The sequence below is a fragment of the Kitasatospora sp. NPDC058184 genome (assembly GCF_042883725.1).
Lineage (GTDB): Bacteria > Actinomycetota > Actinomycetes > Streptomycetales > Streptomycetaceae > Kitasatospora.
Genome location: NZ_JBHVVE010000014.1, coordinates 1 through 17,116, shown reverse-complemented (window position 1 = coordinate 17,116; position 17,116 = coordinate 1). Strand labels below are relative to the sequence as shown.

Genomic DNA, 17,116 nt, shown 5'->3' with positions numbered 1-17,116 from the left:
AATAATCCGTTCATGGACGAACTTCGCGCCGAACTTCCCGCCCTCACCACCGACCGACTGGTCCTGCGCCCCCCGCAGGAGTCGGACATCGACGCGGTCTACGCCGCCTGCCAGGATCCGGAGATCCAGCGCTGGACGGTCGTCCCGTCGCCCTACCGCCGCGAGGACGCCGAGTTCTTCGTACGCGATCTCGCCATCGAGGGCCGGCGCACCGGGGCGAACCTGATCTGGTGCGTGTTCGAGCGCGAGTCCGGCGCCCTGGTCGGCTCCCAGGGGCTCGTCCTGCGCCCCCAGGACCCGGGCTGCGCCGAGATCGGCTGGTGGGCCGTGAAGGAGTTCCGCGGCCGCGGCTACACCACCGAGGCCGCGCGCGCCGTCTCCCGCTACGGCCTGCGCGAGCTGGGCCTGCGCCGCCTGGAGTGGCTGGCCTACGTCGGCAACGACGGCTCCCGCGCGGTCGCCGAGAAGGCCGGCTACCGCTTCGAGGGCACCCTGCGCTCGTACGCCGAGCAGCGCGGCGCCTTCCACGACTCCTGGATCGCCTCCCTGCTGCCCTCCGACCTGGCCTGAGCCCTCCGCCCCGACCCGGGCCCTCCGTCCCGACCCGGGCCCGCGCTGTCGGTGCCCCGGACTACGCTCCCCGGCATGACCGCCGCTGCCGCCCGCCCCGCCCCCGCCGCCGTCCTCAGCGCGGACGACGCCCGCCGGATCGCCCTGCGCGCCCAGGGCCTGCTGGGCGCGCCGGACCGCCGCGGCGGGGTGCGCGGGGTGCTGCGGCACCTGGGCGCCGTCCAGCTGGACACCATCTCGGTGCTCGCCCGCTCGCACGAGCTGGTGCCGTACGCCCGCCTCGGCGCGGTCGGCCGCCCGGCCGTCGAGGCGGCGTACTGGGGCGGCGGCACGAGCTTCGAGTACTGGTCGCACGCGGCCTGCCTCCTGCCGGTCGAGGAGTGGCCGCTGTTCGCCTTCCGGCGCCGCCGCTACCGCGACCGCGGCCACCTCTGGGGCCACCAGGTCCCGCCCGAGACCTACCGCGCCGTGCTGGACAAGCTGCGGGCCGAGGGGCCGTTGACCTCCACCGAGCTGGGCGGCGCCAAGAAGACCGCCGAGTGGTGGGACTGGTCCGACACCAAGATCGCGGTCGAGCGGGCGCTGGCCTTCGGCGACGTGGTCTGCACCGAGCGCCGGAGCTGGAAGCGGGTCTACGCACTGGCCGAACAGGCCATCCCCGACGCCCTGTTGGGGCAGGAGCGGTCGGACGGGGAGTGCGTGCGCACCCTGGTCGCCCAGGCCGGAGCCGCGCTCGGCGTGGCCACCCGGGCCGACCTGCTGGACTACCACCGGCTGCGCGCCGAGCAGTTGGACCCGGTGCTCGCCGACTGCGGGCTCGTCCCGGTCGAGGTGGCCGGCTGGGGCCCGGACGGCGCCCCGGCCCCGGCCTGGGCCGACCCGGCCGCCCTCGCCACCGCCCCGCGCGGGCGCCACCGCACCACACTGCTCTCGCCGTTCGACTCCCTGGTCTGGGACCGCGCCCGCACCGAGCGGATCTTCGGCATGACGCACCGGCTGGAGGCCTACACGCCCAAGCACAAGCGGGTGCACGGCTACTTCGCGATGCCGCTGCTGGCCGGCGGCCGGCTGGTCGGCCGGGTCGACCCGGCCCGCGAGGGGCGCACCCTGGTCGCCCGGCAGGTCTCCCTGGACGGTCCGGGGCGGGGCGCCCGGCACGTCGAGACGCTGGCGACGGCGCTGCGCGAGGCGGCCGACTGGGTCGGCTGCGACGCGGTGCGGGTCGGGACGCTGCACGACGAGCGGCTGCGCCCGACCCTGGAGAAGCTACTGGCGGACCGCTAAGTCCCGCCAGGCTCACCCTATTTCGAGGATCTTCTCCCGCATCGCGTACACCACCGCCTCCATCCGCGAGTGCAGCTGGAGCTTCTCCAGGATGTTGCGCACGTGGTTCTTCACGGTGTTCTCGCTGATGAACAGCTCCTTGGCGATCTCCCGGTTGTTCATCCCGGTCGCCACCAGCTTGAGCACCTCCAGCTCCCGGTCGGTGAGCCGGGGCGCGGGCACCAGGTCCCGGTCGTCGGAGCGGCGCTGAATCATCGACTTGAACTCGGTGAGCAGCTTGGACGCCATCGAGGGGCTGATCTGCGACTGCCCGTCGGCGACCGCGCGGATCGCGGTGGCGACCTCGTCGGTGGAGATCTCCTTGAGCAGGTAGCCGGTGGCCCCCGCCTTGATCGCCTCGTAGAGGTCGGCCTCCTCGTCGCTTATCGTCAGCATGATGATCTTGGTGCTCGGTGCCACGTCCTTGATCGCCGTGCAGGCCTCGATCCCGCTGCGGCGCGGCATCCGGACGTCCATGAGGATGATGTCGGGCAGCAGGTCGGCGGCCTTCAGCACGGCCTCGGCGCCGTCCCCCGCCTCGCCGACGACCTTGATGTCCGGCTCCTCCGCGAGGACGATCTCCAGCCCCCGACGGAACAGCGCGTGGTCGTCCACCACCAACACGCGGATCGGTTCACCCCGGTGCGGCTCGTACGCGGGCTCATCCTCCGCCCCCAACGGCAGCCCTGGCCCGACCCCGGGCCCCAGCCCGAAGTGATCCCCCATCCGCTCCTCCCCCTTCGCGGGTCGTCGTGCGCCAATCATTCCACGCCCCGGCGCCGCCCCGGTCACGCTCCGATGCCGATTCCCCCGCAACGGGTGACCCGTCCGTCCGGGGCGCGAGACCGCCCTCGACGCACCGCCGTTGGAACCGCACCGCACCCTCGACGCACCGCTGTTCGAACCGTGCCGCCGTTCGAACCCAACCGCCCCCGAACGCCGGTGACCCCGGCGGCCACGGCCGCCGGGGTCACCCCTCCATCGCTGTTCGGACGGTCAGTCCTCGTCGTCGGCCCCGCCGATCGCGCCGCCCGCCCCGCCACCCGGGCCGGCCGCGAGGTCGGTCTGCAGGTGGATGACGCCGTAGTGGTAACCGTGCCGGCGGTAGACCACGCTCGGCAGGCCACTGTCCTTCTCCACGAAGAGGTAGAAGTCGTGGCCGACCAGCTCCATCTCGTAGAGCGCCTGGTCCAGCGCCATGGGGGCGGCCGGGTGCGTCTTCTCCCGGACCACCAGCGGGCCTTCGCCCTCCACTTCCAGGGATCCCATCATGGTCTTGCGGACGGCGCCGTTCGTCTCGCCCTCCGGCGCCGTCGTCTCCGGCAGCGCGGCCAGGGCCGCGGTCGCCTCGGCGACGCTGATCGGGGTGCGGCCGTTCGCGCCGCCCTTGTGCACCCGACGCCGGTCCGCGGACTTGCGCAGCTGCGCGTCGAGCTTCGCGGAAGCCAGGTCGAGCGCCGCGTACGGGTCACCGGCGGCGGCTTCCGCCCGGATCACGGGGCCGCGGCTGCGGAGAGTGATCTCCACCCGGTCGGAGCGGTCGGCCTGCCGCGGGTTGTGTTCCTTGGACACCTCGACGTCGAGGCTGATGGCCTTGGCGTCGAACTTCTGGACCTTCTCCAGCTTCTCGGCCACGTGCTCGCGGAACCTCTTGGGCACCTCGGTCTTGCGGCCCTTGACGACGATGTCCACGCAGAACTCCGATCCCTCGTGCTGACGCCGATCCGGGTGCTACCGGACCGGACTGAGACCCAGCTGGACCAGCCCATCCACTGCCGGCCCCCCGTCCCCGCCGCCAGCGGCGGAAACGACTGGCCCTCACCTCACTTCCTCCCCACCAGGGACGTTTGAAACCCCCTGGGCCTTATCGAACACCTCACACGGGTTTTTCGCCTCCCCAGGCGATAAGGAGGGTATGACCCGATACTGCGGTCGGGCGGTCAAGCTGGTCCACCCTGTCTACCCTCTCGCGGGTGAAGTAAGGGTAAATACCTGGACAACGCCCCCCGTACGGCCGATTCTGTGCTGACTCTCCGTGCCTGCCGCCGCCAGGAGCAGCCGTGCCGCCGTTCCCCTCCCCCGCTCCTCCGCCGTCCGCCCAGGGGCCGTTCGGCCACGCACTGGCCGGGCTGCTGGACGTCCTGCTGCCCGCCGACTGCGCGGGCTGCGGCAGCGAGCGCACCCAGCTCTGCCCGGCCTGCCGGCACGCCCTGGCCACCGCACGGCCCGCCCCCACCCCGCTGCCCTGGACGCACGCCGCCGCGCCGTACACCGGTCCGGTCCGGCAGCTGCTGCTCGCCCACAAGGAGCGGGGCGCGCTGCGGCTGGCCGCGCCGCTCGGCGAGGCCCTCGGCCGGGCCGTGCGCTCCGCCCTGGGGGCGCGCGCCGGGGCCGCACCTCTGCTGCTGGTCCCGATGCCCTCGGCGCGCTCGGCCGTCCGCGCCCGCGGGCACGATCCGACGCTGCGGCTGGCCGGGGCGGCCGCCCGCTCGCTGCGCCGGGCCGGCCTGGACGTCCGGGCCGAACCGCTGCTGCGGCACGCCCGGCCGGTCGCCGACCAGGCCGGGCTGAACGCGGCCGAACGGCGCCGCAACCTGCACGGCGCGCTCACCGTGCTGCCGCGCGCCCGGACCGGGCGCGCGGGCCTGGCGGGACCGGGGAGCCTGGCGGGACCGGGGAGCCTGGCGGGACCGGGGAGCTTGGCGGGCCGTCACCCGGTGCTGGTGGACGACCTGGTGACCACCGGGGCCAGCCTCGCCGAGGCCGCCCGGGCGCTGGCCGACGCCGGCCTCCCGGTCCGGGCGGGCGCCACCGTCGCGGCCACGGTGCGCCCGTCCGACTGACCGTCACCGCGGCCGCCGACACCCCGCCGGGCCGGGCCGGAGGCCCCGGAGAGGCTCGGACGCGGCGTCAGCCCGCGTAGAAGAAGGACCGCGGCTTGTCGATCAGCGAGGTCTCCCGCCACTGGTTGTTGACCAGGCGGAAGGCCTTGATCTCGCTCGGCTTGCCGTCCGTCTGCTTGACCTCGCCCATCGCGAGCACCGGCGGCGTCTGGGTCAGGCTGTCCCCGCGGGACTCCGAGGCCGAGACGGTCAGCATGCTCTCGGCGCTCTGCAGCTGGGTCTCGGTGCTCTGCGAGCCGTCCGTGCTGATGAAGTACAGCTGCTGGGTCCGGTCGGCCTCCTTGCCGAGCACGAGCAGCTGGTCGGTCTCCGCCCAGGACACCGAGGCGACGTCGGTGAGCGTGGGAGCGGCCCGGTGCAGCGCGGTGATCTTCACGGTCGGCGCCTGCGGGGTGCCGTCGTGCACGACCAGTCCGAACCACAGCGAGCGGACGGCCGAGCCCGGGGTCCTGGCCACCACGGCGACCCGGACGCCGTCCGAGGAGATCTTCAGCGCCTGCACGGTCTGGCCGGTCAGCCCCTCGACCGGCACGGTGTACGACTTGGCGCCGCGCACCATCACCACCCGCGGGGCCTGCTTGTTGCGGTCCACCACCCAGAGGTCGCCGCGGCCGTCCCAGGTGGGCGAGGCGAAGCCGTCCTCCTTGTCGCCGCCCTTGGCCGGCGAGGTGAGCACCGGCTCGCCCATGGCCACCGCGCTGTCCGACAGCGGCACCGACCAGACCTGGTGGCCGTCCTCGCTGATCGCGGCGGCCTGGGAGCCGGTGCGGCTGACCGCGAAGGCGCCGAGCGGCGGCTTGGTGTTCGACTGCGGCTTGCCGAGGACCCCGCGGACCGGATCGCCGGGGCGCACCTCGTCGGTCGCCACCAGGGCTCCGTCGGCACGCTGGTAGTACTGCGTCGCCGTCGTCGACCCGGCCAGGGCACCGGGGCCGGTGGACGGCGAGTCACCGCGGGCGGCCGTGCAGGAGCCGTGCGGCCCCTTCAGCTCCAGCCGCGTGATCTGGCCCTTGCCCTGGTCGGCGACGGTGTAGAAGAGCTGGGTCGCCATCCGCCGGCAGGCCATCGGCTCGCCGGTGTCCGCCTTGCCGAGCTGCACGTGGGCGACCCGGTTGTCGTCGATGCTCACCTTGTCGACCGTGGTGCCGGCCGGGAACGCCGTGCGGACCACCGGCGAGAGCCAGACGGAGGGGCCGTCGACGAGCGCCCGGACGGCCGAGGTGAGCGGGTCTATCCGGCGCCGCAGGTAGACCGGGTCGGCGAGCAGCACCTCCTGGCCGGTGCTCCCGGACACCACCGAGGACGGGTCGGGCGCGGTGTAGAAGAACCGCTCGACCTGCCGGAAGCTGTTCCGGAAGTTGGTCTCGTTCATGATCACGCCGGGCGCCAGCCTGTCGATCCGCCACTCGCCGTCCTTCTGCCGGACGAAGGTGAAGTCGGACGAGTCGTTGTTCTGCCCGGCGACCCGCGCGTACGAGTGCCGCTCGTCGACGCCGGCCACCAGCTGCCCGCTCACCTGCAACGACGCCGTGGTGTCCGCGTCGGTGACGTCCTGGCCGACCGGGATGCCGGTGGCGGAGAGCACCTTCGTCCCGGCGTCCGGGTTCCAGGTGGCGGCGGCGCTCTCGGTGAGGTACTTGCGCGCCGTGTCGTACCCCTCGTCGGCGGTCACCGCGTCCAGGAACCCGTTCAGCAGCTCGCGCGGCTTGGCGCCCCGGGCGGGCGCCACCGGGAAGACCCGGGCCTGCAGGTCCTTGTCGGCCGAGCCCTGGGAGAGCTCCACCCTGGTGATGCCGCCGGAATCCGGCATGGCCGCGCAGCCGCTCGCCACCAGGGCGCCGAGCAGCCCGCCGACCACCGCGAGGAGCCGCGGCTCAGTCCTGTTGCTCGTCCTTCGCACGCTGCGACCCCTCCGCGTCCGTCGTCCCACCCGTCGCGTCCGGCTCCGCCGTCCGCTGTGCCACCGACGGCCGTCCCGGCGTCGGGTCCACCATCACCTGGGCGCCGGTGGCCCCGTACCCGGCGGCCGTCCACACGCCCGAGGGGTCCGCGCGCGGACCCTCCGGCAGCTTGCGCCGGCCCAGCCCGGGGCCGATGTTCAGCACCCCGCCGAGACCGCTGCCGAGGCCGCCGCTCACCGTCTCCGGCGTCTCCGCCTGCTCCTCGACGGCGGCCGTCGCCGTCGAGCCGGCCGGGCTGATCGCCCGCCGGTACGGCGTGCCCTGCGCGCCCAGGCCCCGGTTGTTGCGGGAGTCCTCCGGCTCCAGCCGGAACGGCGCCCGGCTGATCTCGCCGCCGCGGGTGCGCGGCAGGGTGAGCCGGAAGTGCGAGCCGCCGCCGGGCTCGCCCCAGGCCTGGAGCCAGCCGCCGTGCAGGTGGGCGTCCTCGACCGCGATGGACAGGCCGAGGCCGGTGCCGCCGGTGGTCCGCACCCGGGACGGGTCGGCCCGCCAGAAGCGGTGGAACACCCGGGACGCCTCGCCCGGCTTGAGGCCGATGCCGTAGTCGCGCACGCCGACCGCGACCGCGCCGTCCGCCGAGCCCAGCCGGACCACCACGTCGCGGCCCTCGCCGTGCTCCAGCGCGTTGACCACCAGGTTGCGCAGGATGCGCTCGATCCGGCGGGAGTCCACCTCGGCCAGCACCGGCTCGCCGTCGCCGCGGATCACCACGGCGCTGCCCTTGGCCTCGGCGAGCGGTTCGGCGGCCTCCACCACCCGGGCGACGATCTCGCGCAGGTCGACCGGCTCGGCGTCCAGGATCGCGGCGCCGGCGTCGAAGCGGCTGATCTCCAGCAGGTCGGCGAGCAGCGACTCGAAGCGGTCCAGCTGGCCCTGCAGCAGCTCCGCCGAGCGGGCCGCCATCGGGTCCAGGTCCTCGCGGCTGTCGTAGATGAGGTCGGCGGCCATCCGGACCGTGGTCAGCGGGGTGCGCAGCTCGTGCGAGACGTCCGAGACGAACCGCCGCTGCACCCGGGACAGCTCCTCCAGCTGGCGGATCTGCGCCTGGAGGGCGTTGGCCATCCGGTTGAAGGACTCCCCGAGCCGGGCGATGTCGTCCGTCCCGGTGACCTTCATCCGCTCTTCCAGGTGCCCGTCGGCGAGCCGCTCGGAGATCCCGGCGGCCATCCGGACCGGGGTGACCACCTGGCGCACCACGACCCAGGCGATGCCGCCCATGAGGATCACCACGAACACCCCGGCGGTCGCCAGGGTGCCGGTGACCAGGTTGAGGGTGTCGGTCTCCTGGCCGAAGGAGAAGACGTAGAACAGCTGGTACGAGGTCTCCGCCGGGCCGCGGAACTGCATGCCGAGGGCCAGCCCGGGCTCGGACGTGACGCTGCTCCCGGGCGAGCGCTGGATCCGGGTCGGCTGGTCGAACATCTGGCCGGGCTCGGCGGCCAGCTTGGCCCGCAGGGTGTCCGGGATGCTGATCGGCTGGATGTCGCCCGAGTAGCGCGGCGCGAAGCCGCCCCCGTCGGGGACGACGGCGCCGGTGCCGGGGGACATCGCGATCACCGAGTAGACCGTCTGCCCGCTCCCGGCCAGGTCGTTGACCTGCCGCAGCAGCCAGGTGCCGATCTCGTCGACGGTCGGGTCGGCGGTGCCCCGCAGCTTCTGGTCCCGGGCCTCGTCGATCTTCTTCTGCTCGACCTGGAAGCCGATCCGGGCCTGCGCGCGGGCGGCGTCCGTCTTGGTTCCGAGCAGGCCGGTGCGCACCTGCGCCACCACGACCACGCCCAGCACCAGGACGACCGCGATGGACGCCAGCAGCGACACCGCGACCACGCGCAGCTGGATCGACCGGCGGTACAGCGCGGCCACCCGGTGCGTGGGACGGCGCAGCTGACGCTTCACCAGCGCGAACACGCCGGAAGGGCCGCGTCGGCGACGGGTGGTCGAACTCAGCACGTCGCCGCGCACGGCCCCCGCCCCGTCGGTCGCGGAACCCGACGGGGTGTCGTCTGCCCGCTCCGTCACGTCAGCTGGGTCCCGCCTTGTAACCGACGCCGCGGACGGTCACCACGATCTCGGGGCGCTCCGGGTCCTTCTCGATCTTGGAACGCAGGCGCTGCACATGGACGTTGACCAGACGGGTGTCCGCCGCGTGGCGGTAGCCCCAGACCTGCTCCAGCAGCACCTCGCGGGTGAACACCTGCCAGGGCTTGCGGGCCAGCGCGACCAGCAGGTCGAACTCCAGCGGGGTCAGCGGGATGCCCCGGCCGTCCCGCTTCACGGAGTGGCCGGCCACGTCGATCACCAGGTCGCCGATGGTCAGCTGCTCGGGCGTCGGCTCCTCGGCGCGGCGCAGCCGGGCGCGAACCCGGGCCACCAGCTCCTTGGGCTTGAACGGCTTGGTGACGTAGTCGTCGGCCCCCGACTCCAGGCCCACCACCACGTCGACCGTGTCGGTCTTCGCGGTCAGCATCACGATCGGGATGCCGGACTCGGCCCGGATCTGCCGGCACACGTCGATGCCGTCCCGGCCGGGCAGCATCAGGTCGAGCAGGACCAGGTCCGGCTTGGTCTCCCGGAAGGCGGCTAGCGCCCTGTCCCCATCCGCGACGAAAAACGGCTCAAAACCCTCACCCCGCAGCACGATACCGAGCATCTCGGCCAGTGCGGAGTCGTCATCAACGACGAGGACGCGTCCCTTCATGCGTCCATCTTCTCATTACCGGATTGTGACCTGCCGCACAGCAGTGCCAATGCTCCAGAACGGCCAACTCCCCCACCGGTGCATTCCGGCCATACCGGGCGAATGCTCCCCCGGAAACGCCTCCGGACCCCCCGCGAACCCGCGCCGGACCACCGCCCGACCCGCCGCGGAGGACCGTTGCCGATCAGCAACCGGATCGCCATGGGGCCGGTTTCCGGCCCCATGGCACGATGGGCGCTGCGCGCGGGCGGAAGATCCGTTCGCAGTCGCGCCCGTGACGCCCTCCGAGGAGCAGTGATGACCGACACCCCGGGCTGGGCCTCGCCCAGCTCGTCCGAGCCGCCCCGCGACGACGCCCGGCCCCCGGCCGACGCGCCCGCCGCCGTGCCCGGGCCGTCGGCACCACCACAGGCCGCCCCCGGCTGGACCGGCCCGGCCGGCGCCCCCGGGAACGGACAGCACTGGGGACAGCAGTGGGGCCAGCAGCCTCCCGGCGGCCACCGCCCGTACGGCTGGGGCGCCCCGGCGAGCCCCAAGCCGGGCGTCATCCCGCTGCGCCCGCTGAGCTTCGGCGAACTGCTCGACGGTGCCGTCACCACCGTCCGCCGGCACTGGCGCACCGTGCTCGCGCTCTCGCTCGGCCTCGCCGTGGTCGCCCAGGCCGGCAGCCTCCTGGTCAACCTGCTGGTCAAGGGCAAGACCGGCGAGGCCACCCAGACCCTGCGGATGCTGGCCGGACTGCCGCTCGAACTGCTGCTCAACGTGTTCGCCACCGCGCTGCTCACCATCGTGGTCAGCCGCGCCGTCCTCGGCCGGTCGGCGACCGCCGGGGAGGCCTGGCGCGACGCCCGCCCCCGGCTGCTGCAGCTGCTCGGGCTGACCCTGCTCACCGTCCTGCTCGGCCCCGGCGTGGTCCTGCTCGGCTTCACCCCGCTGATCGGCTACACCCTCGCCGGCCAGGGCTCCGTCGCCATCGCCGGCCTGCTCACCCTGGTCGGCCTGCTGACCGTGCCGGTCGCCGTCTGGCTGTGGATGCGCTTCAGCCTCGCCGCGCCCGCCCTGATGCTGGAGAAGCAGGGCGTGCTGACGGCGCTGTCGCGCTCGCGGCGGCTGGTCCGCGGCGCCTGGTGGCGGGTCTTCGGCATCAACCTGCTGGGCCACGTGCTGGCGCTCGTCGTCGCGATGGTCGTGGTCGTCCCGTTCCAGTTCCTCGGCCTGCTGCTCGGCTTCGAGAGCCTCGACGCCCAGGGCCTGCCCGACACCGCCGACCAGGGCGTGGCCATGCTGCTCCTGCTGGCGGTCGCCGGGATCATCGCCGGCACCTTCACCACCCCCTTCATCGCCGCCGTCGGCGTGCTGGTCTACATCGACCAGCGGATCCGCCGCGAGGCCCTGGACATCGAACTCGCCCGCGCGGCCGGCCTGCCCGAGCAGAGCGGCACCGGCTGGGGCGCGCAGGGCGACCCGGCACCGGCGAGGCGCTGAACCGGATGCCTAACTGGGGGGACAGGCTCCTCGCCGCGGGCGGCGCACCCGTCACCGTGCCGCGTGACCCGGCGCGCGAGGCCGCCCGCGACGAGCTGCTCGACGCGGAGTACCACAAGCACGACCCGTCCGTACTGCAACGCGTCACGGACTGGATCTACGACCACATCGCCAAGGCGCTCGACAGCATCTCCGGCGACGGCACCACCGGCACCACCGGGCTGGTCCTCTTCCTGATCGTCGCGGTGCTGGTCGGCGGCGCGGTCTGGTGGCGCCTCGGCGCACCCCGCCGCGCCGCCCGCACCGTCCAGGACGTGTACGGCGCCGAGGGCCCGCGCAGCGCCGACCAGTACCGGACGGACGCCGCCGGGCACGCCGCCGCCGGACGCTGGACCGAAGCCGTCCGCGAACAGATGCGCGCCCTGGTGCGCGGCCTGGAGGAGCGCACCCTGCTCGACAACCGCCCCGGCCGCACCGCCGACGAGGCCGCCGCCGAGGCCGGCCGGGCGCTGCCCGAGCACGCCGCCGCACTGGCCGCGGCCGCCCGGACCTTCGACGACATCGCGTACGGCGAGCGCACCGCCGACCAGAGCGCGTACCGGCTGCTGCACGAGCTCGACCGGACGCTGGAGCGCACCCGCCCGGTCCTCGCGCCCCCCGCACCGGCTCCGGCTCCGTCCTCGGGAGGAGCGGCATGACCAGTACCGTCCCCGCCCCCGCACCCGCGGCACCGCCCGGCGCCGAACCGCCCGCCGCCGCCGCCGCCGCGACCAGCCTCGCCCCGACCACCCGCGGCCTGTGGCGCCGCGCCCGCTGGTACCTGGCCGTCCTCGCCGCCCTGCTGATCGGCGCCGCCGCCGTGTCCGCCCTCGGCCAGGACCGCCGCTACCCGCCGCTGGACCCGCGCTCGTACGACCGCGACGGCGCCCACGCCGTCGTCGCCCTGCTCGAACGCCAGGGCCTCAAGGCCGAGTTCACCACCGACCCGGCCACCGCCGCGGCCGGCCCGGACACCCTCGTCCTGCCCGAACCCGACCTGCTCGACCCCGCCCAGCTGCGCGCCGTCGCCGCCGCCCGGCACCGGCGCCTGGTGCTGGTCGCCCCCGGCCCGGCCGCGCTCACCGCGCTCGCCCCCGGCATCCGGCTGTCCGACGACGCCGGCGGGCTCCCGTACGCCTCCGTCCGCTCCACTCCCCCGGAGTGCGCCCTCACCGAGGCCGTCCGGGCCGGCAGCGCCCAGCAGGGCGGCATGCTCTACACCAGCGGCAGCCGCGGCACCGGCTGCTACCCGCGCGCCCACGGCTACCCGCTGGTCGTCCTCCCGGCCGGCGACGGCGACCGCGACGTCGTCGTGCTCGGCAGCGGCACCTTCCTGCACAACGGCGAACTCGCCAAGGACGGCGACGCCGCCCTCGCCCTCGGCCTGCTCGGCTCGCAGCCCCGCCTCACCTGGCACCTGCCCGACTACTCCGCCCCGCTCCCCGAGGGCGCCCGCACCAAGAGCTTCGGCGACTTCCTGCCGAGCGGCTGGCACTGGGCCGGCTACCAGCTCGCCGTCGCCGCCGTGCTCGCCGCCCTCTGGCGCGGCCGCCGGCTCGGCCCGGTGGTCAGCGAGAACCTGCCCGTGGTGGTCCGCGCCGCCGAGACCACCGAGGGCCGCGCCCGCCTCTACCGGCGCGCCAAGGCCCGCGGCCGCGCTGCCGAGGCCCTGCGCGGCGCCACCGCGCACCGCCTCGCCCCCGCCCTGGGCGTCCCGCTCCAGGCCGGCGCACCCGACCCCGACGCGCTCTGCGTCGCCCTGGCCGACCGGCTGTCCGAACGGCCCGCCGGGGACGTCCGGGCCCTGCTGTACGGCCCGCCCCCGACCGACGACGCCGCACTGCTGCGGCTCGCCGACGACCTCGACGCCCTCGAAAGGCAGGTACGGAACCCGTGACCGACCAGGCAACCGCCCAGCTCCGCCCCGTCCCCGGCACGGCGCCCGCCACCCCCGCCACCGACCCGCGCGCCGCGCTGACCGCCCTGCGCGCCGAGATCGGCAAGGCCGTGGTCGGCCAGGACGCGGCCGTCACCGGCCTGGTCGTCGCCCTGCTCTGCGGCGGCCACGTGCTGCTGGAGGGCGTCCCCGGCGTCGCCAAGACCCTGCTGGTGCGCACCCTGTCCACCGCGCTCAGCCTGGGCACCAAGCGCATCCAGTTCACCCCCGACCTGATGCCCGGCGACGTCACCGGCTCGCTCGTCTACGACGCCCGCACCGCCGAGTTCTCCTTCCAGCCCGGCCCGGTCTTCACCAACCTGCTGCTCGCCGACGAGATCAACCGCACCCCGCCGAAGACCCAGGCCGCCCTGCTGGAGGCCATGGAGGAGCACCAGGTCACGGTGGACGGCGAGGCGCGCCCGCTGCCCGTCCCGTTCCTGGTCGCCGCGACCCAGAACCCGGTCGAGTACGAGGGCACCTACCCGCTGCCCGAGGCCCAGCTGGACCGCTTCCTGCTCAAGCTGGTCCTGCCGCTGCCCGACCGCGACCAGGAGTTCCAGGTGCTCTCCCGGCACGCCGCCGGCTTCGACCCGCGCGACCTCGGCGCGGCCGGCGTCCGCCCGGTCGCCGGCCCCGAGCACGTCGCCGCCGCCCGCGAGCAGATCGCCAAGCTGACTGTCTCCCCCGAGGTCCTCGCCTACATCGTCGACCTCTGCCGGGCCACCCGGCAGTCCCCGTCGCTGTCCATCGGCGTCTCCCCGCGCGGCGCCACCGCCCTGCTCGCCGCCTCCCGCGCCTGGGCCTGGCTGGCCGGCCGCGACTACGTCACCCCGGACGACGCCAAGGCGCTCGCCCTGCCCACCCTGCGGCACCGGGTCGCGCTGCGCGCCGAGGCCGAGATGGAGGGCGTCACCGCCGACTCCGTCATCCAGGCCGTCCTCACCCAGACGCCCGCACCCCGCTGACCCCACCCCGCCGTACCGCCCCCGTTCCGGCCGCCGGCCCACGGGTTCCGACGCACGGGCTTCCGAAGGAGCGCACCGCATGGCCCTCACCGGGCGAACCGCCCTGCTCGCCGCACTCGGCGCGCTCGTCGTGGGCCTGCTGCTGCCGTCCTGGACCGGGATCGGCCTGGTCACCGGTGCGGTGCTGGTCGCCGTCGCGGTCGACCTGGTGCTCGCCGCCCCGGTCCGCGGCCTGCGGTTCGGGCGGGCCGGCGACACCACCGTCCGGCTCGGCGAGCCCGCCACCGTCGAACTGACCGTCACCAACCCGTCCGGCCGGCCGCTCCGCGGCCTGGTCCGCGACGCCTGGGCCCCCTCCGCCTGGCGCCCCGGCACCGCCGAGGCCGCCTCCCGGCACACCCTGGCCCTCCCCGGCGGCGAACGGCGCCGGATCACCACCGTGCTCACCCCCACCCGCCGCGGCGACCATCACGCCCACCGGGTGACGGTCCGCTCGCTCGGCCCGCTCGGCCTGGCCGCCCGCCAGGGCTCGCACCTCGTCCCCTGGACGGTCCGCGCGCTGCCCCCGTTCGCCAGCCGCAAGCACCTGCCCTCCCGGCTCGCCCGGCTGCGCGAACTCGACGGCCGCACCTCCGTCCTGACCCGCGGCCAGGGCACCGAGTTCGACTCCCTGCGCGAGTACCTGCCCGGCGACGACGTCCGCTCCATCGACTGGCGCGCCAGCGCCCGCCGCAACACCGTCGCCGTCCGCACCTGGCGCCCCGAACGCGACCGGCACATCCTCGTCGTCCTCGACACCGGCCGCACCTCGGCCGGCCGGGTCGGCGACGCGCCCCGCCTGGACGCCGCCCTCGACGCCGCACTGCTGCTCACCGCCCTCGCCACCCGGGCCGGCGACCGGGTCGACCTGCTCGCCCACGACTCCCGCAAGCGCGTCGCGGTGGCCGGCAGCTCGGCCCACGAGGTGCTGCCCGCCTTCACCAACGCGATGGCCGGGCTGGAACCCGCGCTGCACGAGACCGACATGCGCTCACTGGTCGCCACCGCGCTCAAGATGGCGCCGCAGCGCTCGCTGATCGTGCTGCTCACCGGCCTCGACGCGGCCCCGGTCGAGGACGGCCTGCGTCCGCTGCTGCCGATGCTCACCAAGCGCCACGAGGTCGTCCTCGCCTCGGTCGCCGACCCGCAGCTGGACGCCCTCGCCGCCGGGCGGGGCACCCTGGAGGCCGTCTACGGCGCGGCCGCCGCCGAACAGACCCGGGCCGACCGCCGGGCCACCGCCGAGCACCTCACCCGCCACGGCGTCACCGTCCTGGACGCCCCGCCGACCCGGATCGCCCCGGCCCTCGCCGACACCTACCTGGCGCTGAAGGCCGCCGGCCGGCTCTGAGCTCCGCTCCCCCGGCCGGACTCAGTCCGTCCGACGATCCTTCAGAAGCGTGTTGAGCCGGGCCGCCTGACGGGTCAGATGGTCGCGCTCGGCAAGGTCGGGCGCCCGGTGCGCCGCCTCCGCGTACAACCGGGCCGCCGCCACCAGGTCCCCGTCGCGCTCGTGGAGGTACGCCGCCACCGCCGCGTACCTGGGCAGCGCGTCGTCCAGCTCCGCGAGCGCCGCCAGCCCCGCGCGCGGACCGTCGGCCTCGCCGACCGCCACCGCGCGGTTGAGCCGCACCACCGGGCTCGCGGTCAACCGGACGAGCTCGTCGTACCACTCGACGATCTGCACCCAGTCCGTCTCCCCGGCGGTGGGCGCGTCGGCGTGCAGCGCCGCGATGGCCGCCTGGGCCTGGAACTCGCCCAGCCGGTCCCGGGCCAGGGCCCCCTGGAGGATCCCGATGCCCTCGGCGATCAGCCCGGTGTCCCACCGGCCGCGGTCCTGCTCGGCCAGCGGCACCAGCGCGCCGTCGGGCGCGGTCCTGCCCGCCCGCCGGGCGTGGTGCAGCAGCATCAGGGCCAGCAGTCCGGCCACCTCGGGGTGGTCGATCACCGCGGCGAGCTGCCGGGTGAGCCGGATCGCCTCGGCCGCGAGGTCGAGATCGCCGGAGTAGCCCTCGTTGAAGACCAGGTAGAGGACCCGGAGCACGGTCGCGACGTCCCCCGGCTGATCGAACCTGACGGCCGAGACGGTGCGCTTGGCCCGGCTGATCCGCTGCGCCATGGTCGCCTCGGGCACCAGGTAGGCCCGGGCGATCTGGCGGGTGGTCAGCCCGCCCACCGCCCGCAGGGTCAGCGCCACCGCCGACGAGGGCGTCAACGACGGGTGGGCGCACAGGAAGTAGAGCTGCAGCGTGTCGTCCACGGCGGCCGCGGGCCCCGGCTCCGGCTCCTGGTCGACCAGGTCCTCCCGGCGCCGGCGGGCGGCCTCCGACCGGGTCGCGTCCAGGAACTTGCGCCAGGCCACGGTGACCAGCCAGCCCTTGGGATCGCGCGGCCGCTCGGCCGGCCAGAGCCGGACCGCCTCGACCAGCGCCTCCTGCACCGCGTCCTCGGCCGCCGCGAAGTCAGCTCCGCGGCGGACGAGGACACCGATGACACTCGGCGTGAGACTCCTCAGCAGGGCCTCGTCCATCGGGGACGTCACTCGGTGATGGTCGCCGGCATCGCCAGGAACGGACGCAGCTCCAGCCACTCGTGGATCGGCTCGCCCCCGGCCCCGGGAGCGGCCGACAGCTCCCCGGCCAACTCGACGGCCCGCTCGTAGCTGTCGACGTCGATCACCATCCAGCCGGCGATCAGGTCCTTGGTCTCGGCGAACGGACCGTCGGTGACCGGCGGACGCCCCTCGCCGTCGTACCGGACCCACGTCCCCTCGGGCGCGAGCGCCTGGCCGTCGACGAACTCGCCGGTCTTCTCCAGCCGGTCCGCGAACTCCTGCATGTACCGGATGTGCGCCGTGACCTCCTCCGGCGTCCACTGGTCCATCGGCACGCAGTTGACCGCGCTCGGGGCGCCCCGGTAGTGCTTCAGCAACAGGTACTTGGCCATCGTCTTCTCCTCGGATCCTCGGAGCTGGTGCGACCCATTGTGGCCGCGTCCACTCCGGGGACGGTGCCGGGCACGGGTTCTCGACACGGCCGGCCAAGATTCTTTCCGGCCCGCCCCGCAGCCGGCCCGGAAACGCGAAGAGGCTCTGAAAACGCGAAGAACCCCCATCCGGGACCCGGATGGGGGTTCTTCTGAAGAATTGTTCGGCGGCGTCCTACTCTCCCACAGGGTCCCCCCTGCAGTACCAT

The 17,116-nt window shown here is 74.7% G+C and carries 15 protein-coding genes; 8 read left to right on the top strand and 7 right to left on the bottom strand.

Annotation, left to right across the window (positions count from 1 at the left end):
- Positions 1-12: 12 nt before the first annotated feature.
- Both ACFVXH_RS24955 and ACFVXH_RS24950 read left to right on the top strand, forming a co-directional pair.
- Entirely contained in the window at positions 13-570 is a 558-nt protein-coding gene (locus ACFVXH_RS24955) for a GNAT family N-acetyltransferase (protein ID WP_387827272.1), read from the top strand.
- Between the two features lie 75 nt (positions 571-645).
- Positions 646-1,854: a winged helix-turn-helix domain-containing protein gene (locus ACFVXH_RS24950; RefSeq protein ID WP_387827269.1), complete on the top strand. Its 1,209-nt coding sequence runs from the start codon at positions 646-648 to the stop codon at positions 1,852-1,854.
- Positions 1,855-1,866: 12 nt separating this feature from the next.
- Here the strand turns inward: ACFVXH_RS24950 and ACFVXH_RS24945 are convergent, their stop codons facing one another.
- Positions 1,867-2,619, bottom strand: a complete 753-nt coding sequence (locus tag ACFVXH_RS24945; protein ID WP_082346073.1) for a response regulator transcription factor — start codon at positions 2,617-2,619, stop codon at positions 1,867-1,869.
- A gap of 270 nt (positions 2,620-2,889) precedes the next feature.
- A complete protein-coding gene (gene hpf / locus ACFVXH_RS24940; protein WP_049657308.1) occupies positions 2,890-3,585 on the bottom strand; it encodes a ribosome hibernation-promoting factor, HPF/YfiA family in 696 nt (231 codons plus the stop codon).
- 368 nt (positions 3,586-3,953) lie between these two features.
- Between hpf and ACFVXH_RS24935 the strand changes: the two genes are divergently transcribed.
- On the top strand, positions 3,954-4,736 hold the full coding sequence (locus ACFVXH_RS24935) for a ComF family protein (protein ID WP_387827265.1): 783 nt from the start codon (positions 3,954-3,956) through the stop codon (positions 4,734-4,736).
- Positions 4,737-4,803: 67 nt separating this feature from the next.
- Here the strand turns inward: ACFVXH_RS24935 and ACFVXH_RS24930 are convergent, their stop codons facing one another.
- Genes ACFVXH_RS24930 through mtrA form a run of 3 tightly spaced genes read right to left on the bottom strand, consistent with a single transcriptional unit; the run spans position 4,804 to position 9,455 of the window.
- Positions 4,804-6,696: an LpqB family beta-propeller domain-containing protein gene (locus ACFVXH_RS24930; protein ID WP_143204674.1), complete on the bottom strand. Its 1,893-nt coding sequence runs from the start codon at positions 6,694-6,696 to the stop codon at positions 4,804-4,806.
- Positions 6,671-8,776: an MtrAB system histidine kinase MtrB gene (gene mtrB / locus ACFVXH_RS24925; RefSeq protein WP_074005004.1), complete on the bottom strand. Its 2,106-nt coding sequence runs from the start codon at positions 8,774-8,776 to the stop codon at positions 6,671-6,673. Before mtrB ends, ACFVXH_RS24930 begins: the two co-directional genes overlap by 26 nt.
- Before the next feature lies 1 nt (position 8,777).
- On the bottom strand, positions 8,778-9,455 hold the full coding sequence (gene mtrA / locus ACFVXH_RS24920) for an MtrAB system response regulator MtrA (protein WP_030247322.1): 678 nt from the start codon (positions 9,453-9,455) through the stop codon (positions 8,778-8,780).
- 297 nt (positions 9,456-9,752) lie between these two features.
- Here mtrA and ACFVXH_RS24915 point away from each other — a divergent pair, with 297 nt between their 5' ends.
- The 5 genes from ACFVXH_RS24915 to ACFVXH_RS24895 all read left to right on the top strand — a co-directional run bounded on the left by ACFVXH_RS24915 (position 9,753) and on the right by ACFVXH_RS24895 (position 15,273).
- Positions 9,753-10,940, top strand: coding sequence for a hypothetical protein (locus tag ACFVXH_RS24915; RefSeq protein ID WP_380741831.1), 1,188 nt, complete (start codon positions 9,753-9,755; stop codon positions 10,938-10,940).
- A 5-nt stretch (positions 10,941-10,945) separates the two neighbouring features.
- Entirely contained in the window at positions 10,946-11,638 is a 693-nt protein-coding gene (locus tag ACFVXH_RS24910) for a DUF4129 domain-containing protein (RefSeq protein WP_387827262.1), read from the top strand.
- Positions 11,635-12,876, top strand: a complete 1,242-nt coding sequence (locus tag ACFVXH_RS24905) for a DUF4350 domain-containing protein (RefSeq protein WP_387827260.1) — start codon at positions 11,635-11,637, stop codon at positions 12,874-12,876. The genes ACFVXH_RS24910 and ACFVXH_RS24905 overlap by 4 nt, the downstream gene beginning before the upstream one ends.
- Positions 12,873-13,883 (top strand): AAA family ATPase, encoded by a 1,011-nt coding sequence (locus tag ACFVXH_RS24900; RefSeq protein ID WP_387827258.1) that lies wholly within the window; start codon positions 12,873-12,875, stop codon positions 13,881-13,883. Before ACFVXH_RS24905 ends, ACFVXH_RS24900 begins: the two co-directional genes overlap by 4 nt.
- A gap of 79 nt (positions 13,884-13,962) precedes the next feature.
- Positions 13,963-15,273, top strand: coding sequence for a DUF58 domain-containing protein (locus ACFVXH_RS24895; protein ID WP_117488066.1), 1,311 nt, complete (start codon positions 13,963-13,965; stop codon positions 15,271-15,273).
- 21 nt (positions 15,274-15,294) lie between these two features.
- Here ACFVXH_RS24895 and ACFVXH_RS24890 read toward each other — a convergent pair whose 3' ends face one another.
- Both ACFVXH_RS24890 and ACFVXH_RS24885 read right to left on the bottom strand, forming a co-directional pair.
- Positions 15,295-16,452: an RNA polymerase sigma factor gene (locus tag ACFVXH_RS24890; RefSeq protein ID WP_387827581.1), complete on the bottom strand. Its 1,158-nt coding sequence runs from the start codon at positions 16,450-16,452 to the stop codon at positions 15,295-15,297.
- An 8-nt stretch (positions 16,453-16,460) separates the two neighbouring features.
- Positions 16,461-16,868, bottom strand: coding sequence for a YciI family protein (locus tag ACFVXH_RS24885; RefSeq protein ID WP_049659240.1), 408 nt, complete (start codon positions 16,866-16,868; stop codon positions 16,461-16,463).
- Positions 16,869-17,116 lie beyond the last annotated feature (248 nt).